This window comes from Thermodesulfatator autotrophicus (assembly GCF_001642325.1).
GTDB lineage: Bacteria > Desulfobacterota > Thermodesulfobacteria > Thermodesulfobacteriales > Thermodesulfatatoraceae > Thermodesulfatator > Thermodesulfatator autotrophicus.
Genome location: NZ_LSFI01000002.1, coordinates 40,868 through 54,770 on the forward strand (window position 1 = coordinate 40,868; position 13,903 = coordinate 54,770).

17 protein-coding genes and 1 pseudogene are annotated in these 13,903 nt (G+C 46.6%); 4 read left to right on the forward strand and 14 right to left on the reverse strand.

Annotated elements, in window-relative coordinates; genetic code table 11:
- Positions 1-8 precede the first annotated feature (8 nt).
- The 14 genes from TH606_RS00675 to TH606_RS00740 all read right to left on the reverse strand — a co-directional run bounded on the left by TH606_RS00675 (position 9) and on the right by TH606_RS00740 (position 11,142).
- On the reverse strand, positions 9-812 hold the full coding sequence (locus TH606_RS00675; RefSeq protein ID WP_068540563.1) for a FliA/WhiG family RNA polymerase sigma factor: 804 nt from the start codon (positions 810-812) through the stop codon (positions 9-11).
- Positions 809-1,642: a MinD/ParA family protein gene (locus TH606_RS00680; protein ID WP_068540565.1), complete on the reverse strand. Its 834-nt coding sequence runs from the start codon at positions 1,640-1,642 to the stop codon at positions 809-811. The genes TH606_RS00675 and TH606_RS00680 overlap by 4 nt, the downstream gene beginning before the upstream one ends.
- Positions 1,629-2,636, reverse strand: a complete 1,008-nt coding sequence (locus TH606_RS00685) for a flagellar biosynthesis protein FlhF (protein WP_068540567.1) — start codon at positions 2,634-2,636, stop codon at positions 1,629-1,631. The genes TH606_RS00680 and TH606_RS00685 overlap by 14 nt, the downstream gene beginning before the upstream one ends.
- Positions 2,636-4,723: a flagellar biosynthesis protein FlhA gene (gene flhA, locus TH606_RS00690; RefSeq protein WP_068540569.1), complete on the reverse strand. Its 2,088-nt coding sequence runs from the start codon at positions 4,721-4,723 to the stop codon at positions 2,636-2,638. The genes TH606_RS00685 and flhA overlap by 1 nt, the downstream gene beginning before the upstream one ends.
- Positions 4,723-5,787, reverse strand: a complete 1,065-nt coding sequence (gene flhB / locus TH606_RS00695; protein ID WP_068540572.1) for a flagellar biosynthesis protein FlhB — start codon at positions 5,785-5,787, stop codon at positions 4,723-4,725. The genes flhA and flhB overlap by 1 nt, the downstream gene beginning before the upstream one ends.
- 2 nt (positions 5,788-5,789) lie before the next feature.
- Entirely contained in the window at positions 5,790-6,578 is a 789-nt protein-coding gene (fliR, locus tag TH606_RS00700) for a flagellar biosynthetic protein FliR (RefSeq protein WP_068540574.1), read from the reverse strand.
- On the reverse strand, positions 6,575-6,844 hold the full coding sequence (gene fliQ, locus TH606_RS00705; RefSeq protein ID WP_068540576.1) for a flagellar biosynthesis protein FliQ: 270 nt from the start codon (positions 6,842-6,844) through the stop codon (positions 6,575-6,577). Before fliQ ends, fliR begins: the two co-directional genes overlap by 4 nt.
- A gap of 9 nt (positions 6,845-6,853) precedes the next feature.
- Positions 6,854-7,597, reverse strand: a complete 744-nt coding sequence (gene fliP / locus TH606_RS00710) for a flagellar type III secretion system pore protein FliP (protein ID WP_068540578.1) — start codon at positions 7,595-7,597, stop codon at positions 6,854-6,856.
- A complete protein-coding gene (locus tag TH606_RS00715; protein WP_068540580.1) occupies positions 7,578-7,847 on the reverse strand; it encodes a flagellar biosynthetic protein FliO in 270 nt (89 codons plus the stop codon). Before TH606_RS00715 ends, fliP begins: the two co-directional genes overlap by 20 nt.
- A complete protein-coding gene (fliN, locus tag TH606_RS00720) occupies positions 7,844-8,404 on the reverse strand; it encodes a flagellar motor switch protein FliN (RefSeq protein WP_068540582.1) in 561 nt (186 codons plus the stop codon). Before fliN ends, TH606_RS00715 begins: the two co-directional genes overlap by 4 nt.
- Positions 8,405-8,408: 4 nt before the next feature.
- A complete protein-coding gene (gene fliM, locus TH606_RS00725; protein WP_068540583.1) occupies positions 8,409-9,386 on the reverse strand; it encodes a flagellar motor switch protein FliM in 978 nt (325 codons plus the stop codon).
- Positions 9,387-9,388: 2 nt separating this feature from the next.
- Positions 9,389-9,871, reverse strand: coding sequence for a flagellar basal body-associated FliL family protein (locus tag TH606_RS00730; RefSeq protein ID WP_068540585.1), 483 nt, complete (start codon positions 9,869-9,871; stop codon positions 9,389-9,391).
- Between the two features lie 109 nt (positions 9,872-9,980).
- Positions 9,981-10,547: a methylated-DNA--[protein]-cysteine S-methyltransferase gene (locus tag TH606_RS00735; protein ID WP_068540587.1), complete on the reverse strand. Its 567-nt coding sequence runs from the start codon at positions 10,545-10,547 to the stop codon at positions 9,981-9,983.
- Complete coding sequence (locus tag TH606_RS00740) at positions 10,495-11,142, reverse strand: precorrin-2 dehydrogenase/sirohydrochlorin ferrochelatase family protein (RefSeq protein WP_068540589.1); 648 nt, start codon at positions 11,140-11,142, stop codon at positions 10,495-10,497. The genes TH606_RS00735 and TH606_RS00740 overlap by 53 nt, the downstream gene beginning before the upstream one ends.
- On the opposite strand from TH606_RS00740, the pseudogene deoC reads away from it, so the two are divergent.
- The 4 genes and pseudogenes from deoC to TH606_RS00755 form a co-directional block, all read left to right on the forward strand.
- Positions 11,141-11,779 (forward strand): annotated as a pseudogene (deoC, locus tag TH606_RS12050) (deoxyribose-phosphate aldolase); the annotation flags it as partial. The gene TH606_RS00740 and the pseudogene deoC overlap by 2 nt on opposite strands.
- 9 nt (positions 11,780-11,788) lie before the next feature.
- Positions 11,789-12,259 carry a ribonuclease HI gene (gene rnhA / locus TH606_RS12055; protein ID WP_068540636.1) on the forward strand — a complete coding sequence of 157 codons (471 nt, stop codon included), beginning with the start codon at positions 11,789-11,791 and terminating at the stop codon, positions 12,257-12,259.
- Positions 12,260-12,436: 177 nt separating this feature from the next.
- Positions 12,437-13,000 carry a UbiX family flavin prenyltransferase gene (locus tag TH606_RS00750; protein WP_068540591.1) on the forward strand — a complete coding sequence of 188 codons (564 nt, stop codon included), beginning with the start codon at positions 12,437-12,439 and terminating at the stop codon, positions 12,998-13,000.
- On the forward strand, positions 13,000-13,851 hold the full coding sequence (locus tag TH606_RS00755) for a UbiA-like polyprenyltransferase (protein WP_068540593.1): 852 nt from the start codon (positions 13,000-13,002) through the stop codon (positions 13,849-13,851). Before TH606_RS00750 ends, TH606_RS00755 begins: the two co-directional genes overlap by 1 nt.
- Positions 13,852-13,903: the final 52 nt, after the last annotated feature.

The window sequence follows — 13,903 nt, forward strand, 5'->3', positions numbered from 1 at the left end:
AAAAATTCCTAAAGCTCTTCAAAAAATTCTTTTCCCACCCGGCCTCTGAGTTTGGCCCTTAAACGCTTCAAGGCCTTGCTATGAAGTTGAGAAATGCGACTTTCGGTATAACCAAGGATTTCTCCTATCTCTCTCATAGTAAGGCCTTCGTAGTAATAAAGGCTCAAGACCAGCTTTTCTTTTTCTGGCAGGCTATCAATGGCCTCTGCCAGAAGGTCTCTCAATTCTTTTAGGCCACATTCTTCAAATGGGTCTGGCTGGTCTGGATCTTCTATTAAGTCAAAAATGTCTTCTTCGTTTAAGTCCGGAAGCTTTCTCTTGATGGTTTCAATATCTATAAAAGAAACATTTTTGGTCTCTTCCAGCATTTTATGAAACTCTTCAATGCTAACTCCTAACGCTTCTGCCACTTCTTCATCTTCAGCCGGGCGTCCAAGGCGCTGTTCCAGTTCCTGATAGGTCTTTTCAATAGCATTGGCCTTTTTTCTAATGGAACGGGGCACCCAGTCAAGAGAACGCAGCTCGTCAAGCATGGCCCCGCGAATACGAAACTCAGCAAAGGTCTTGAACTGGATATTTCTCTCTGGATCAAAGCGGTTAATGGCATCTATAAGGCCCATAATCCCCGCGCTGATAAGATCGTTGATATCCACATTGGGTGGTAGCTTCAAGGCCAGTCTTCCAGCTATGTATTTTATAAGAGGGGCATATTTAATAATGAGTTCATTTCGATGTTTAAGGTCCATGTTCTTGGGGAACTCCTCTTTCAATTGCTTTTCTATTTCTTTGGTCATCAAGTTTGGAGCTTTCATGCACAACCCCCCATGATTTTTCGTCCAAAAAATTGCAATCCACCTTCTAAAGGATCTGTTTTCAGATTAGCTATTTCCAGGGCTATTTCTCTGATGGCCTTACTGGCTGGTGAATCTGGAAATAATTCAAGCAATGGCACCTGGGCCCTTATAGCCTCTGAAACCCGTCTATCTACAGGGATACCACCCAGAAGATTAAGGGATATGCTCCCTAAGAATTTTTCTACCACCCGTAAAAGCTGCCTATATATCTCAAAGGCCTGAGATGGCCGTCTTATCATATTCACCACCAGGTGAAATCGTTTGATGCGGTAGCGTTTAAAAAGGACCTTTATCAGAGCGTAGACATCGGTTAAGGCCGTAGGTTCAGGGGTACAAATAAGGATCCTTTCTTGAGAGGCCAGGTTGAAATAAAGCACGTTTTCTGAAATGCCAGCGGCTGTATCAAGGAAAACATACTCAAGGCCAGCGGTAAGACGGTCAAAGGCCTCAAGTAAAACCAGTTTTTGTGATTCAGAAAGACTGGTCAATTTAACCAGCCCGGAGCTAGCAGGAAGTATTTTTAGGCCCCTTGGTCCAATTAGAACTATCTCTTCCAGCTGGCAACGCCCGGCCAGGACATCTCCTATGTGAAATTTTGGACTCAACCCTAAAAGGACATCAACATTTGCCAGACCCAGGTCAGCATCAAAAAGTAAAACGTCATTCCTGCCACTCAAGGCGCAGGAAACATTAAGGGCAAAGGTGGTTTTGCCTACACCGCCCTTGCCGCTTGAAATAGCAAAAACTTTGGGTCCATTTTCTGGATACAAAGCCTCATACCCCAGCATATCTTTCCTCCAGTTCTAAATTCCTCATAAGCAAGCCAAACAAACGTTTGGGGGTTACTCTTTCAAAGTCTTCTGGCACCTGGTCTCCGGTGGAAATAAAACTCACAGGGGGCATTTCTGGCAAAAAAAGACCGAAAAGAAGCCCCCCTGAAGGGAGACTTTCCACATGGGTCAAGACAAGGGAGGCCACGGGAATTCCTCTCAAACGCTTAAAAAGAGAGGGAAGCACCAGTGAAACATCAGCCGCCCGCACTACCAAATGAAAAGAAGAGTCTTTTATGTTTAGGAACTTTTTAAGACCGAACTCAGGGAATCCTGCCCCAAGGGCCGGGGTATCAATCAGCACGTAATCAAATTCCTTAAGTTTTTTAGATTCTTCTGGAAAGTCCTCAGGATGAGAAAAGTAAAGGGGAAACTCCAAAAGCTCGGCAAAGCGACTTATTTGTTCTCTGGCCCCTACGCGTACAGTATCAAGAGAGACAAGGCCCACCCTGTATCCTGCGGCTGAAAGCCTCGCGGCAAGTTTTATAACCGAAGTAGTTTTTCCAACTCCGGCCTGGCCAATAAAAAACAGAAACTTAGAAAGCCTGGCCGGAGCAACACGTTCCCTAACTTTAGCGGCTATGTTTTTGAGGAATAATTCTTTGCTACCGTTACCATTGCCTGAAAGAATTTTTATTACCCTGGCGGGAACCCCCTGCTCAATGAAAAGCTCTGTCCAGGCAGAACGGGGTTTTAAGCTTGCTTCAAGGCCAAGGATTATCTCTTTCAAAGAAGCAATCTCTTTCATTAAAACGGAGATATTTTCTCTTTCAGGAGGCTTTGTTTCTTTTTCTTCTGGTTCAAAATCAATGGCAGCTGTAATCTCATAAAGCCAGCGGCCGTCCTCTCTAACCCTTCTGGTAGAAAGGATTACCGCTTCCTCTCCCAAGGCCTCTTTGACCTTAGCCAAAGCCTCCACCGAAGTTTTGGCTCGAAACTTTTGTACCTTCATTAGACAAGCCTCACGGTTTCATGTATTTCAACCTGAATTTGCGGTGGAATTTCTGCTTGAGAAATAACCGCTGCCTGCGGGAGTGAACGTTCTATTAAGCGGCGTAGGTGACGCCTGGAAACTGGCCCGGTTAAAAATACCGGCGTATAACCAGCCATAACCAGCCTTTCGGCCGCCTGGGTGCAGGCAGCCACAATACGGCTTCCTACTTTAGGGTCAAGGGTGAGAAAAGTGCCCTGGTCTGTACGCTTAAGGGCGCGCTTTATGGCTTCTTCTATATCTTCGGCAATGGCGGCTACGTGTAATTTCCCATCCTCAGCGAGGTAAGGCTTAACAATTAATCTGGCAAGTCTCTGTCTTACGTATTCTGTCAGTAGGTCCGGATCTTTTATGCTCTGGCCGTAATCTGCAATAGTTTCAACAATAGTTAGCAGGTCCCTTATGGAGACCCGTTCATGCACCAGGTTGTGAAGCACTTTCTGTACTACCCCAAGGCTAACGGCGTTTAGACACTCTTCCACGGCTTTGGGATAGCGTTTGGCCAGGGCGTCTAAGAGCTTCTGGACTTCCTGTCTGCCCAGCAATTCTTCGGCGTTATTCTTGATGACCTCGGCCAGATGGGTAACGATAACCGTGGAAAGGTCCACCACAGTATAGCCTGCAAGTTCAGCCTCTTCCTTCTTTTCTTCTGGCACCCATATAGCGGGAAGCCCAAAGGCCGGCTCCTGGGTGGGTATGCCCTCAAGTTGTTTTTTGACTTCTCCAGGGTCCATGGCCAGCACGTGCCCGGGCATAAGCTCAGCCCTGGCCACCTCCACCCCCTTTATAAGAATTACGTATTCGCCAGGCTTTAGTTGCAAGTTGTCACGTACGTGCAGAGGAGGCACAATAAGCCCCATTTCCAGGGCAAACTGGCGTCTCATAGTGCGGATACGTTCAAGGAGATCTCCACCCTGTGTCTCGTCCACCAGGGGGATCAAGGCGTAACCTACTTCAAGCTCTAGCACATCTACCACCAACAACTCTTCTACTATTTCGGGAGCTTCTGTTTTTTCTTCCGGTGTGGCAGATTCTTCTCGTTCTTCTTCACCTGGCCATTCTTTCTGAGTGCGGTAGGCCACATAAGCCAGGGCTAGCATCAACACTGAAAGTACGACAAAAGGCATGGTGGGAAGACCGGGAAGCATACCAAAGATAAAAATAATAACTGAGGCAATAGCCATGGCTTCAGGCCTGGTGGCAAACTGTCTGGCAAAGTCTTTCCCCATACTGGCCTCAGCTGCCGCCCGGCTGATAATGATACCAGCAGAGGTAGAAACGATCAGGGCAGGAATCTGTGAGACCAGGCCATCTCCAATAGTAAGCAGGGTGTAGCTCTGGGCCGCTTCTCCTAAAGAAAGCCCCTTCTGGGCCACACCAATTATCAAGCCTCCCAGAACGTTAATGGTCATAATAATGAGGCCGGCTATGGCTTCACCACGCACAAACTTGCTGGCACCATCCATAGCCCCGTAAAACTCGGCTTCTTTAGCTATCTCTTCACGGCGTCTTTTGGCCTCGGTTTCGTCTATCAAGCCGGCGTTTAAGTCAGCGTCAATGGCCATTTGTTTGCCAGGCATGGCATCAAGGGTGAAACGGGCAGCCACTTCAGCAATACGTCCGGCTCCTTTGGTTATGACCACGAAATTGATTATCACTAAAATGGCAAAGACAATGGCTCCAACTACGTAATTCCCTCCCACCACGAACTGGCCAAAGCTTTTAATTACGTTTCCAGCAGCTGTTGGCCCTTCGTGCCCGTGAAGGAGAATAAGTCTTGTACTGGCCACATTTAGCGACAGCCTAAAGAGGGTAGTTACCAGCAAAAGGGCTGGAAAAGCCGAAAAATCAAGTGGCTTTTTTATGTACATGGACATGAGCAAAATAAGTAAAGCCAGGCTAAAGCTAAGGGATAGCAAAAAGTCTAAGAGATAACGCGGCAGGGGGAAGACCATTATTGTAAGTATGCCCACCACCCCAGCGGCTACCGCCAGGTTAGAGGAGTCTAAAGAAAATTGTCTGTTTAAAGGAAGCGCTTTTTCAGCCATTAGTTAACCTTCCTCCTCAAGCGATATACGTAGGCCAACACTTCCGCCACCGCCTGATAAAGCTCAGCCGGAATGTATTCCCCGATTTCAACTTCCCTATAAAGGGCCTGAGCCAGGGGAGGGTTCTCCACAATGGGAACCCCTGCCTCTTTGGCCACTTCTTTTATACGCTGAGCTACCAGGCCTTCTCCTTTAGCCAGCACCTGTGGGGCTGGCATTTTCCCTGCCTCATATTTAAGAGCTACCGCGTAGTGAATGGGGTTGGTGATTACCACGTCGGCCTTGGGCACCTCGGCCATCATACGACGCTGGGCCATGGTGCGTTGAATCTGGCGAATTTTGCTCTTAACCCACGGGTCACCTTCGGTTTGCTTGAGTTCTTCTTTTAGTTCCTGTTTGGTCATGCGGAGCTGGCGATGGGTTTCCCAGCGCTGAAAAAGAAAATCAAGTATGGCGAGCACGGCTAAAGCCATAAGGGTCTTTAAAACCAGGTTACGCGAAAGGAGGTAGATGTTTTTGCCAATTTCAGCCGGGGCTTGATCCGCCAAATAAAGAACCAGGTCTTTTTCAGACATTAAAACCAGATAAGCCACCAGGCTTATAATGGTGAGCTTGGCAAGAGACTTTAAAAACTCAAAAAGAGCCGGAAGAGAAAAAAGACGCTTAAAACCTTTTATAGGGTCAATCCTTTCGCCTTTGGGCTTCAGGACTTCCCAGGCGGATACACTTCCCACCTGAAGATAAGCTGAAAGGAAAGAAACCATAAGAAGGACAATCAAAAGGGGCATAAGCACTTTGCCCCCAAGCTTTACTGAGAGCATAAGAACTTCGTAAACCCTGTTGCTATCAATAAGGGGCTTTGAAAAGCTTAAAAACTCACGATAAACAACCAGCATCTGGCCAACCATGTAAGAACCAGCCATTACAAAGACGAGCACACTGCCAGAAAGCACGGCCACCGCGGATATTTCACGGCTTTTGGCCACCTGCCCCCGGCGTCTGGCTTCTTCAAGCCGCCTCGGCGTAGGCTCTTCTGTTTTTTCCTGAAGGCTCTCGTCCGGCATAACTATTTCCCAAACGCCTTAATAATCTGGGGTACAAAACCCACAGCCTCGCGCCAGGAAGGCGCAAGCACCATGCTGAAAATCTGAAGGGTAAGCCCGAAAAAGAATAACCCCACGGCAATGGTTAAAGGGAAACTCACAATCAAAATGTTTATCTGGGGTACAAAGCGGGCCACTATTCCCATGGCTATCTGGATAAGAAACAGGATAGCCATGGCTGGAGCCATTATCTTTATGCCCAGCACGAAAATCTCTTTTCCCTTGAGTACGAGGACTTTAAAGACTTCAACCGGCGTCTTGAGAGTGGCCGGTGGAAGGAGCTTTAGGCTCTCGCCCAGAGCTAGCAGGAAATAATGATGCAGATCCAGGACCAAAAAGAGCAAAAGGGCAATCAAATAGGCAAACTGAGAAAGCACAGGGGCCTGGAGCCCGGTGGCCGGGTCAAGCACATTTGCCACACCAAACCCCATCTGAAAGCCCAGTAACTGCCCTCCAAATTGCACTCCGGTAAAAATAAGTCTTACCAGAAATACCAGAGAGACTCCCAGAGCTGCTTCGTTCAGGGCCAAAAGGCAAAACTCCCAGGGAGAAGCAGGCATAATAACCCTTCCCACCCAAATTGGCGTAAAAACAAGGGAAAGGACCAGCACAAGGGCGGCCTTTACCTGCAAAGGGATAAGCCTGCTTCCCAATATCGGTAAAAAGGCCACAAAAAAGCCCACCCTTACCAGAATAAGGGCAAAGGCCACGGCATATTTGGCTAGCTCGGTGTAAAAGTCAAAAAAATTCATTTAATGTACCCCGGAATCCCAAGAATTATTTGTTCGGTAAAAGTAAGCATCTTTCGCATAATCCAGGGAAAGGCCACCATTAAAGCCACCAGTACCGCCACAATCTTGGGCACAAAAGTCAGAGTCATCTCCTGAATCTGGGTCACGGCCTGAAATAAACTGATAAGAAGGCCTACAACCAGGCCAGCCAGAAGCATGGGCATAGAGACAAGAAGGGTCAGCTCAATAGCTTGTCTGGCAAGCCCTACCACAGTTGTCTCTGTCATCTCTTCCTCCTACCCAAAGCTTTTCACCAGAGAGCCCACCAATAAATGCCAGCCGTCAACCAGCACAAAAAGAAGCACTTTAATGGGCAAGGAAATCATCACCGGTGGAAGCATCATCATACCCATGGAAAGAAGAACACTTGCCACCACCATATCAATAATCAAAAAGGGTATGTAAAGAAGAAAGCCAATTTCAAAGGCCGTGCGCAATTCGCTAATCATAAAAGCCGGAATAAGGGTAAGGGTGCTTACGTCTTCTTTGTTTTCAGGTTTTGGAGCACCAGAAAGCCTTATCATCAAAGCGAGGTCTTTTTCACGAGTATTTTTGAACATGAACTCCCGAAAGGGCTTTACCACGTCTTTAAAAAATTCTTCATCTCCGATTTCTCCGGCAAGGTATGGGGAAACCGCCTGATTATAAGCCTGGCTAAAAACCGGGCTCATAATGAAAAACGTAAGGAAAAGGGCCAGCGCAATGAGCACCTGATTAGGGGGAGTTTGTTGAGTTCCCAAAGCGTGGCGTAAAAGGGAAAAGACTATCACGAGCCGGGTAAAAGAAGTAACCATAAGAAGGAGAGCCGGAGCCACCGAAAGAACCGTAAGTAAAAGAAGGACCTGAAGCACGGTAGCCATCTGCTCAGGCCCTTTGGCCTGTTCCAGGCCAAAGCGCACCGTAGGTAAAGTAATGGCTGAAGCTATTTGGGGAGTCAGCAATAAAGCCAAAGTTATCAAGCTAAGAGTTACTCTTTTCATCTTTTTTCCAGCGCCGAATAAGTTTTGGCCCGTTTTCACCCAGGCCAATAAGCATCTTTTCGCCAAACACTTCAATGAGGGCTAATTGAGCTTTATGGTTTAGTGGTCGGTAAGCCAGAAGTTTTATCTCGCCTGTCATCTCTCCTTTAGTGAATTTGAGCCTTTTAAGCCCCCAGAGCCCTGCCACTAACAGGGCACATAGGACAAAAGTTGCGCCCAAAACCTGTAGATAAAGAGCTAATTCGTTCATGAGCCGAGCTGCCTTACCCTTTCTTGTGGAGAAATTATTTCTGTAAGCCTTACGGCAAAGCGGTCGTTTACCACCACCACCTCGCCCCGGGCCATAAGGCGTTTATTCACATAAATTTCTGCTGGTTCTCCGGCAAGTTTGTTTAACTCTATGATTGAGCCCTGAGAAAGCTTCAGTAGATCATTGATAATCATTTTGGTGCGGCCAATTTCTACGGAAATCTCAAGGGGAATGTCCAGAATAAAATCAAGATTGGGATGGCCTTCGGTTCCGTTGCCGCCAGGCTTAAACTCTTCAAAATCAGGCTGAGAAGCGCTTACTTCTTCCTTGGCAGGCTTTTCTTCTGCCTTAGGCGAAGAGGTTTCTGCTTCTTTGGCCTCCTGCAAGGCCTCTTCCCACTGGGCCAGAAGGTCTGCTTCGGCATCACCAATATCTGGCTGGGCTGCTTCCTGAGTATCTTTTTCTTCTGTCTGGCCTTCAGTTTGTGTAGTCTCTTCTTTGGGTTCTTCCTGGTTCAAAAGGGCATCAATATCATCCTGGCGTAGTTCGTCAGACATGGTTTTACTCCTCTTTTAAAAATTCAATTACACGAACCGCTTTGCGGCCCCTATAAATACCAAGCTCTCCAAGCATTTTATGGATTCCTTCCACATAGACCGGCAAAGGCTGGTCAATCTTCGCATCAAGTTCAATTATGTCACCTTCGTTTAGCTCAAGGACATCTTTGCCAGAAACCTCAGCGCTACCCATGGGCACTAAAATCTCTACCACTACGGAACGAATGATTTCCTCAAGCTGTTCACGCCAATAAGGGTCTGCATCTTCTTCGCTCTGAAAAGGGGAATAAAGTTTGGCTTTAACCGGTTGTAGGGTGCCCAGACCGTAGCAGAGAAGCAGTTCACCTTTTAAGTCCTCAAGCTCAAGATTGAAGGTACAGACCACTACGGTTTCATCAGGCTGAAGGACTCTGGCAAACTGAGGGTTAATTTCACTACGAACATATTGAGGTTTTACGGGATGGATCCCTCGCCAGGCCTTTTCAAGCTCTTGCAGTGCGGCTTCAACTACTCGTTTAATCAGGCGTTGTTCAATAATGGTAAATTCACGGCCTTCAACCTTGAGCATACGACGGCTACTTCCCCCTAGAAAACGCTCCACAAAAGTAAAAACCAGACGACTTTCAAAATTAAGCAGGCAAAGCCCACGTAAAGGCTCAAGTTTAAAAAGGTGAAGAGAAGCTGGAACTGGTATGCGATTTAAAAAGTCCTTAAAGCGCTCAAGCTTTATGGGAAGCGCAACGATATCCACCACCTCGCGCAAGAGAGAAGAAAGCGTACCTCTGAAACCCCTGGCAAAATAGTCATTCACCACCTCAAGGCCTGGCATCTTAAGCCGGGCTGAGACGGTATAGTTCCTGAAATCAAAGGGGCGAATGTCTTTGTCTTCGTATTCCGGTTGTTCGGGGGTAGTATCAACCGCCCCTTCGTCTATACCGCTTAATAGGGCATCAATTTCTTCTTGCGAAAGAATATCACTCATGGCTATTGCACCACAAACTGGGTAAAATATATGTTCCTTACGCTATTAGGCCCTAAAAGTTCGTTTAGCTTTCGTATTAACTCCAGGCGCAATTCAAGCTTGCCTTCAGGTGATAAGACCTCTTCTACGGTTTTGCTTGAAAGCACCATAATGATGGCGTCATTTATCTGAGGCAAACGCTCATTGGCCAGCTGGTAGGCCTTGTCATCCCTAAATTCAATGGTAATTTTGGCCCGCAAATAGCGCTGGCCAGTGGGGTCTGCCAGGTTTACCACAAAGGGGTCAGGCTGAAGAAATGGCCCTACTTCGGGTTCAGGTGGCTGCTCCTGCTCTGCCTCTTCTGGTGGGGGGCTGCTTTTGGCAAAAAGGAAAAAGTAAGCCCCACCAGCGCCACCAAGCAATAAAACTACCCCTACGATGATTATTAACAGGAACTTTTTACCGCCTTTCTTTTCTTCCTGCTGCTCTTTTTCTTTTTCGGCCATGGCTACCTCCTTCGACGAAAAGAGATTTGCAAAGTGAGTGCCAAAAAGGAAAACGGCTAAAATGGCGTTTTTTGGGAAGAAAAGATAATAAAGGGACTTATACTTTCTTTTAAAACGTCAAACTATTGACATTAACCCCTTCAAGGGCAAGGAGCTTTTTCTTCACTTTGAAGCCAGAGCTAAAGCCTCCAGGGCCATTTTTAGCGACGATTCTATGACAGGGATAAAAAATAGGGATAGGGTTTTTAGCCAGGGCCTGGCCTACCGCACGCAAGGCCCTTGGAGAGCCTATTTTTTGAGCAAGCCAGGCATAGGTCTTGACCTCGCCCCAAGGGATTTCAAGTAAAGCCTGCCAGACTTTCTTTTCAAAAGGACTTCCCAGAAGAAAAGAGGGATAAACTGGAGTCTTCTTATGCCCTGAAAAGTAGGTCAAAAGTTCCTTTACTACGGATTCCTTAAAGGCTTGTGGAGCCAGAACAAAAGATAAGGAATAGCCTTTTTGTTTTAGGCGTTTGAGAAAAAGAGGAGCGGGAGCGTCTCCAAAAGTAAGGTGCCAGAGACAGCCCTGCTCATCCCAGAGAGCGGTAAAAAGAAAACCTTTCGCTTCAAAGGTGGCCTTAAATTTAGGACTCATCGTCAAAGGTGAGGCCAAAGGTATTAGCCAAAGATTTGACATGATGACGCTCCCCCCTTTTTAGCCATAAAGGCACAGGGGCCAGAACCAGTTGTTCAAAAATTTGGCGCTTTTCTTTTTCAGAAAGCTCACGGGAAAGGACTTCCTCACGCCAGCGAGCCATTAAATCAAGGTATTCGGCATACTCCGGGCCAAAAGTCTCTTCAAGCTGTTCTCGCAGGCGTCGCGCAAGGGCCGGGCTAGCACCAGAGGTAGAAATAGCAATCTGAAGCCTTCCCCTTTTTACAATAGAAGGCACAATAAAGGAACAAAGGACAGGTTTATCCACCACGTTACAGAAAATGTTCTTTTCTTCGGCCTCGGCAAAAACTTGTTTTTGCACGTTAGGGTCATCAGTGGCAGCGTAAACCAAAAAAGCCCCTTCTAAATCTCCTTTTTGATAAGGACGTTTTATCCACTCTACTTCGCCCTGTTCATCAAGTTTTTTTATTTCTTCTGTAACTTCAGGAGAAATAACCTTGACTTTGGCGCCAGCTTCAAGAAGAGTTTTAATCTTGCGGGCGGCTACTTTTCCCCCGCCGATAACAACACACAGCTTTTGCTCAATTTTAAGAAAGATGGGATAATACTTAGCCATGGAAATAACCTCCGTAAAAGAATTGGCCAAATACATTGACCTTACTTTACTAAAACCTACCGCTACTGTCAGGGATATAAAAGCCCTTTGTGAAGCGGCTAAAAAATATGAAGTAGCAACTGTATGCGTAGCTCCAACCTTTGTGCCCCTGGCAAAAGAACTTTTAGAAAAGTCTTCAGTAAAAGTCTGTTCGGTTATAGGTTTTCCCCTTGGGTTTCAAATAACATCGGTTAAGGCCTATGAAGGGAAAGAACTAGTAGCCCTGGGTGCCGACGAATTAGATTTTGTCATAAATCTTCGCTGGGTAAAAGAAGAAAGGTTTGAATTCGTAGCTGCTGAAGCCCAGGAACTCAGGGCTTCCATGCCAAACACCGTATTAAAGGCCATTATTGAATGCGGCTATCTCAACCGCGAAGAGATGGAAGCTCTGGTAGATATTCTTGCTGAAAGCCAGATTGACTTTGTGAAAACCTCTACAGGTTTTGGCCCGCGAGGGGCTAGCCCTGAAGACGTGAAAATTTTGAGTGAACGAGCCTACGGACGCCTAAAAGTAAAGGCCGCAGGAGGGATAAGAACCCTTGAACAGGCCTTGGCCCTGATTGAAGCCGGGGCCTCTCGGCTTGGTACAAGCGCAGGTATTGAAATTCTGAAGGAGCTTGAAAGTCAAGGGAACACGGCAAAAAGAGTGGAAATCTTTGTAGATGGAGCCTGTCTGGATAACCCCGGCCCTGGTGGGTATGCCGCTATTTTAAGGTATAAAGGCCAGGAAAAGATAATTACCGGCGGAGAAGCAAACACTACCAATAATCGCATGGAGCTTATGGCTGCTATCAAAGCCCTGGAAAGCCTCAAAAGGCCTTGCCAGGTAAAAATTTTTACAGATTCCCGTTACCTAAAAGATGGTATCACCAAGTGGCTTCCTCGCTGGTTAGAAAATGGCTTCCGCACCAGCGCCAAAAAACCAGTCAAAAATCAGGACCTCTGGCAAAAACTGGCTGAACTAACTCGCAAACACCAGGTAGAATGGCAATGGATTAAGGCCCATGCCGGGCATCCTGAAAACGAGCGTTGTGATAAACTGGCCCGCGCCGAGGCTCAAAAATATTCCAGATGGTGATATAAGGCCAATTGGAATGAAGCTTGGTAGAAATTGCTTTGCCACTTTGTGGCTCGCAAGGACACTTTCCTTTCTCACTGCGAGGAGGCCGAAAGGCCGACTAAATAATTTCTCATCACAGGGACAGGCAAAGCGATCTGAGCCATAGACAAACAAAATTTAGAGGAGAGTTTTCCAGTGAAAAAAGTTTTGGTAGCTATAACTGGAGCCAGTGGTAGCCCATACGCGGTTTCTTTTTTAAAGCTCCTAAAACAAAAAGGTGTAGCCACAGAGACCATTATCTCTGAAGCGGCCAGAAAGGTATTCCCTTTAGAAACCGAACTTAACCCTGAAAAACTTTTGAACTTTACCGAAAGGCTTTATAGTGAGCATGAAATAAGCGCACCACCAGCCAGCGGATCTTCTAATTATGAAGCTATGGTGGTTATTCCCTGCACTATGGGCACGCTGGCGGCCATTGCCCACGGGCTGGCCAAGAATTTAATAAGTCGCGCGGCTGACGTAATGCTTAAAGAAAAGCGTCCGCTTATTTTGGTGGTGAGAGAGACCCCTTTTAACGAAATCCACCTTAAAAATATGCTTTTGGCCGCTTCAGCTGGAGCCACTATCTATCCGGCCATGCCGGCTTTTTATCATAAACCCAAAGACATCCAGGAAATGGTTGACTTTTTTACCCAAAGACTGGCTGAATTTTTAGGTATAGAAATTACAAATCTAAAACGCTGGCGGGGGTTAGATTAATGTGGCGCAAAATAAAAATTCTGCTTGATATGATAAAATTTGAACACACTATCTTTGCTCTTCCTTTTGCCTTTACCGGCGCCTTTTTAGCGGCAGGAGGTATTCCCCCGGCTAACAAGTGCTTGCTTATTCTGGGAGCCATGGTAGGGGCCCGTACCGCTGCTATGACCTTTAACCGCATTGTGGACCTTCCTTTTGACGCCCAAAACCCTCGCACCAAAGACAGGCCCCTTGTAGCCGGGCTGGTTGACAAAAAAGAAGCCTGGCTTTTCTTTTTAGTGGCAGTTATTGTCTTTTTTGCCTGTGCCTGGGGGCTAAATTCCCTTACCTTTAAGCTTTCACCCATAGCTCTTTTCATTGTGCTGGCCTATTCTTATACCAAGCGTTTTACCTGGCTCTGCCACGTATTTTTGGGGTTGGCCATAGGCCTTGCCCCTTTAGCCGGCTGGATTGCCGTTAAGCCTTCGTTTGATTTGGTCCCTTTGGTGCTTTCCTTGGGCGTGCTTTTCTGGGTAGCGGGCTTTGACATCCTTTACGCCTGTCTTGACGAAGAGTTTGACCGAAAAGCCGGACTTAAATCAATCCCTGCCAAATTTGGACGCAAAACTGCCTTTTCCATTTCCGCCTTATTTCACGCCCTGGCCTTTTTTCTTTTTACTTTAGCAGGCATTCTGGCCAATCTTTCCTGGATTTATTATGTAGGACTAGGGATTACCCTGGCTTTGTTCGTGGCTCAACGCGTGGTAATAAGCCCCGAGGACTTGAGTCGTCTTAATCTTTCTTTTTTTACTTTTAATGGAGCCATAAGTGTGGTATTATTTTTAGCCACAGTTTTAGCCTTGCTCTTTTAGTTAAACTCGTTTAAATTTTTAGCTAACTTTTACCGCACAAATCGTGCGGTTT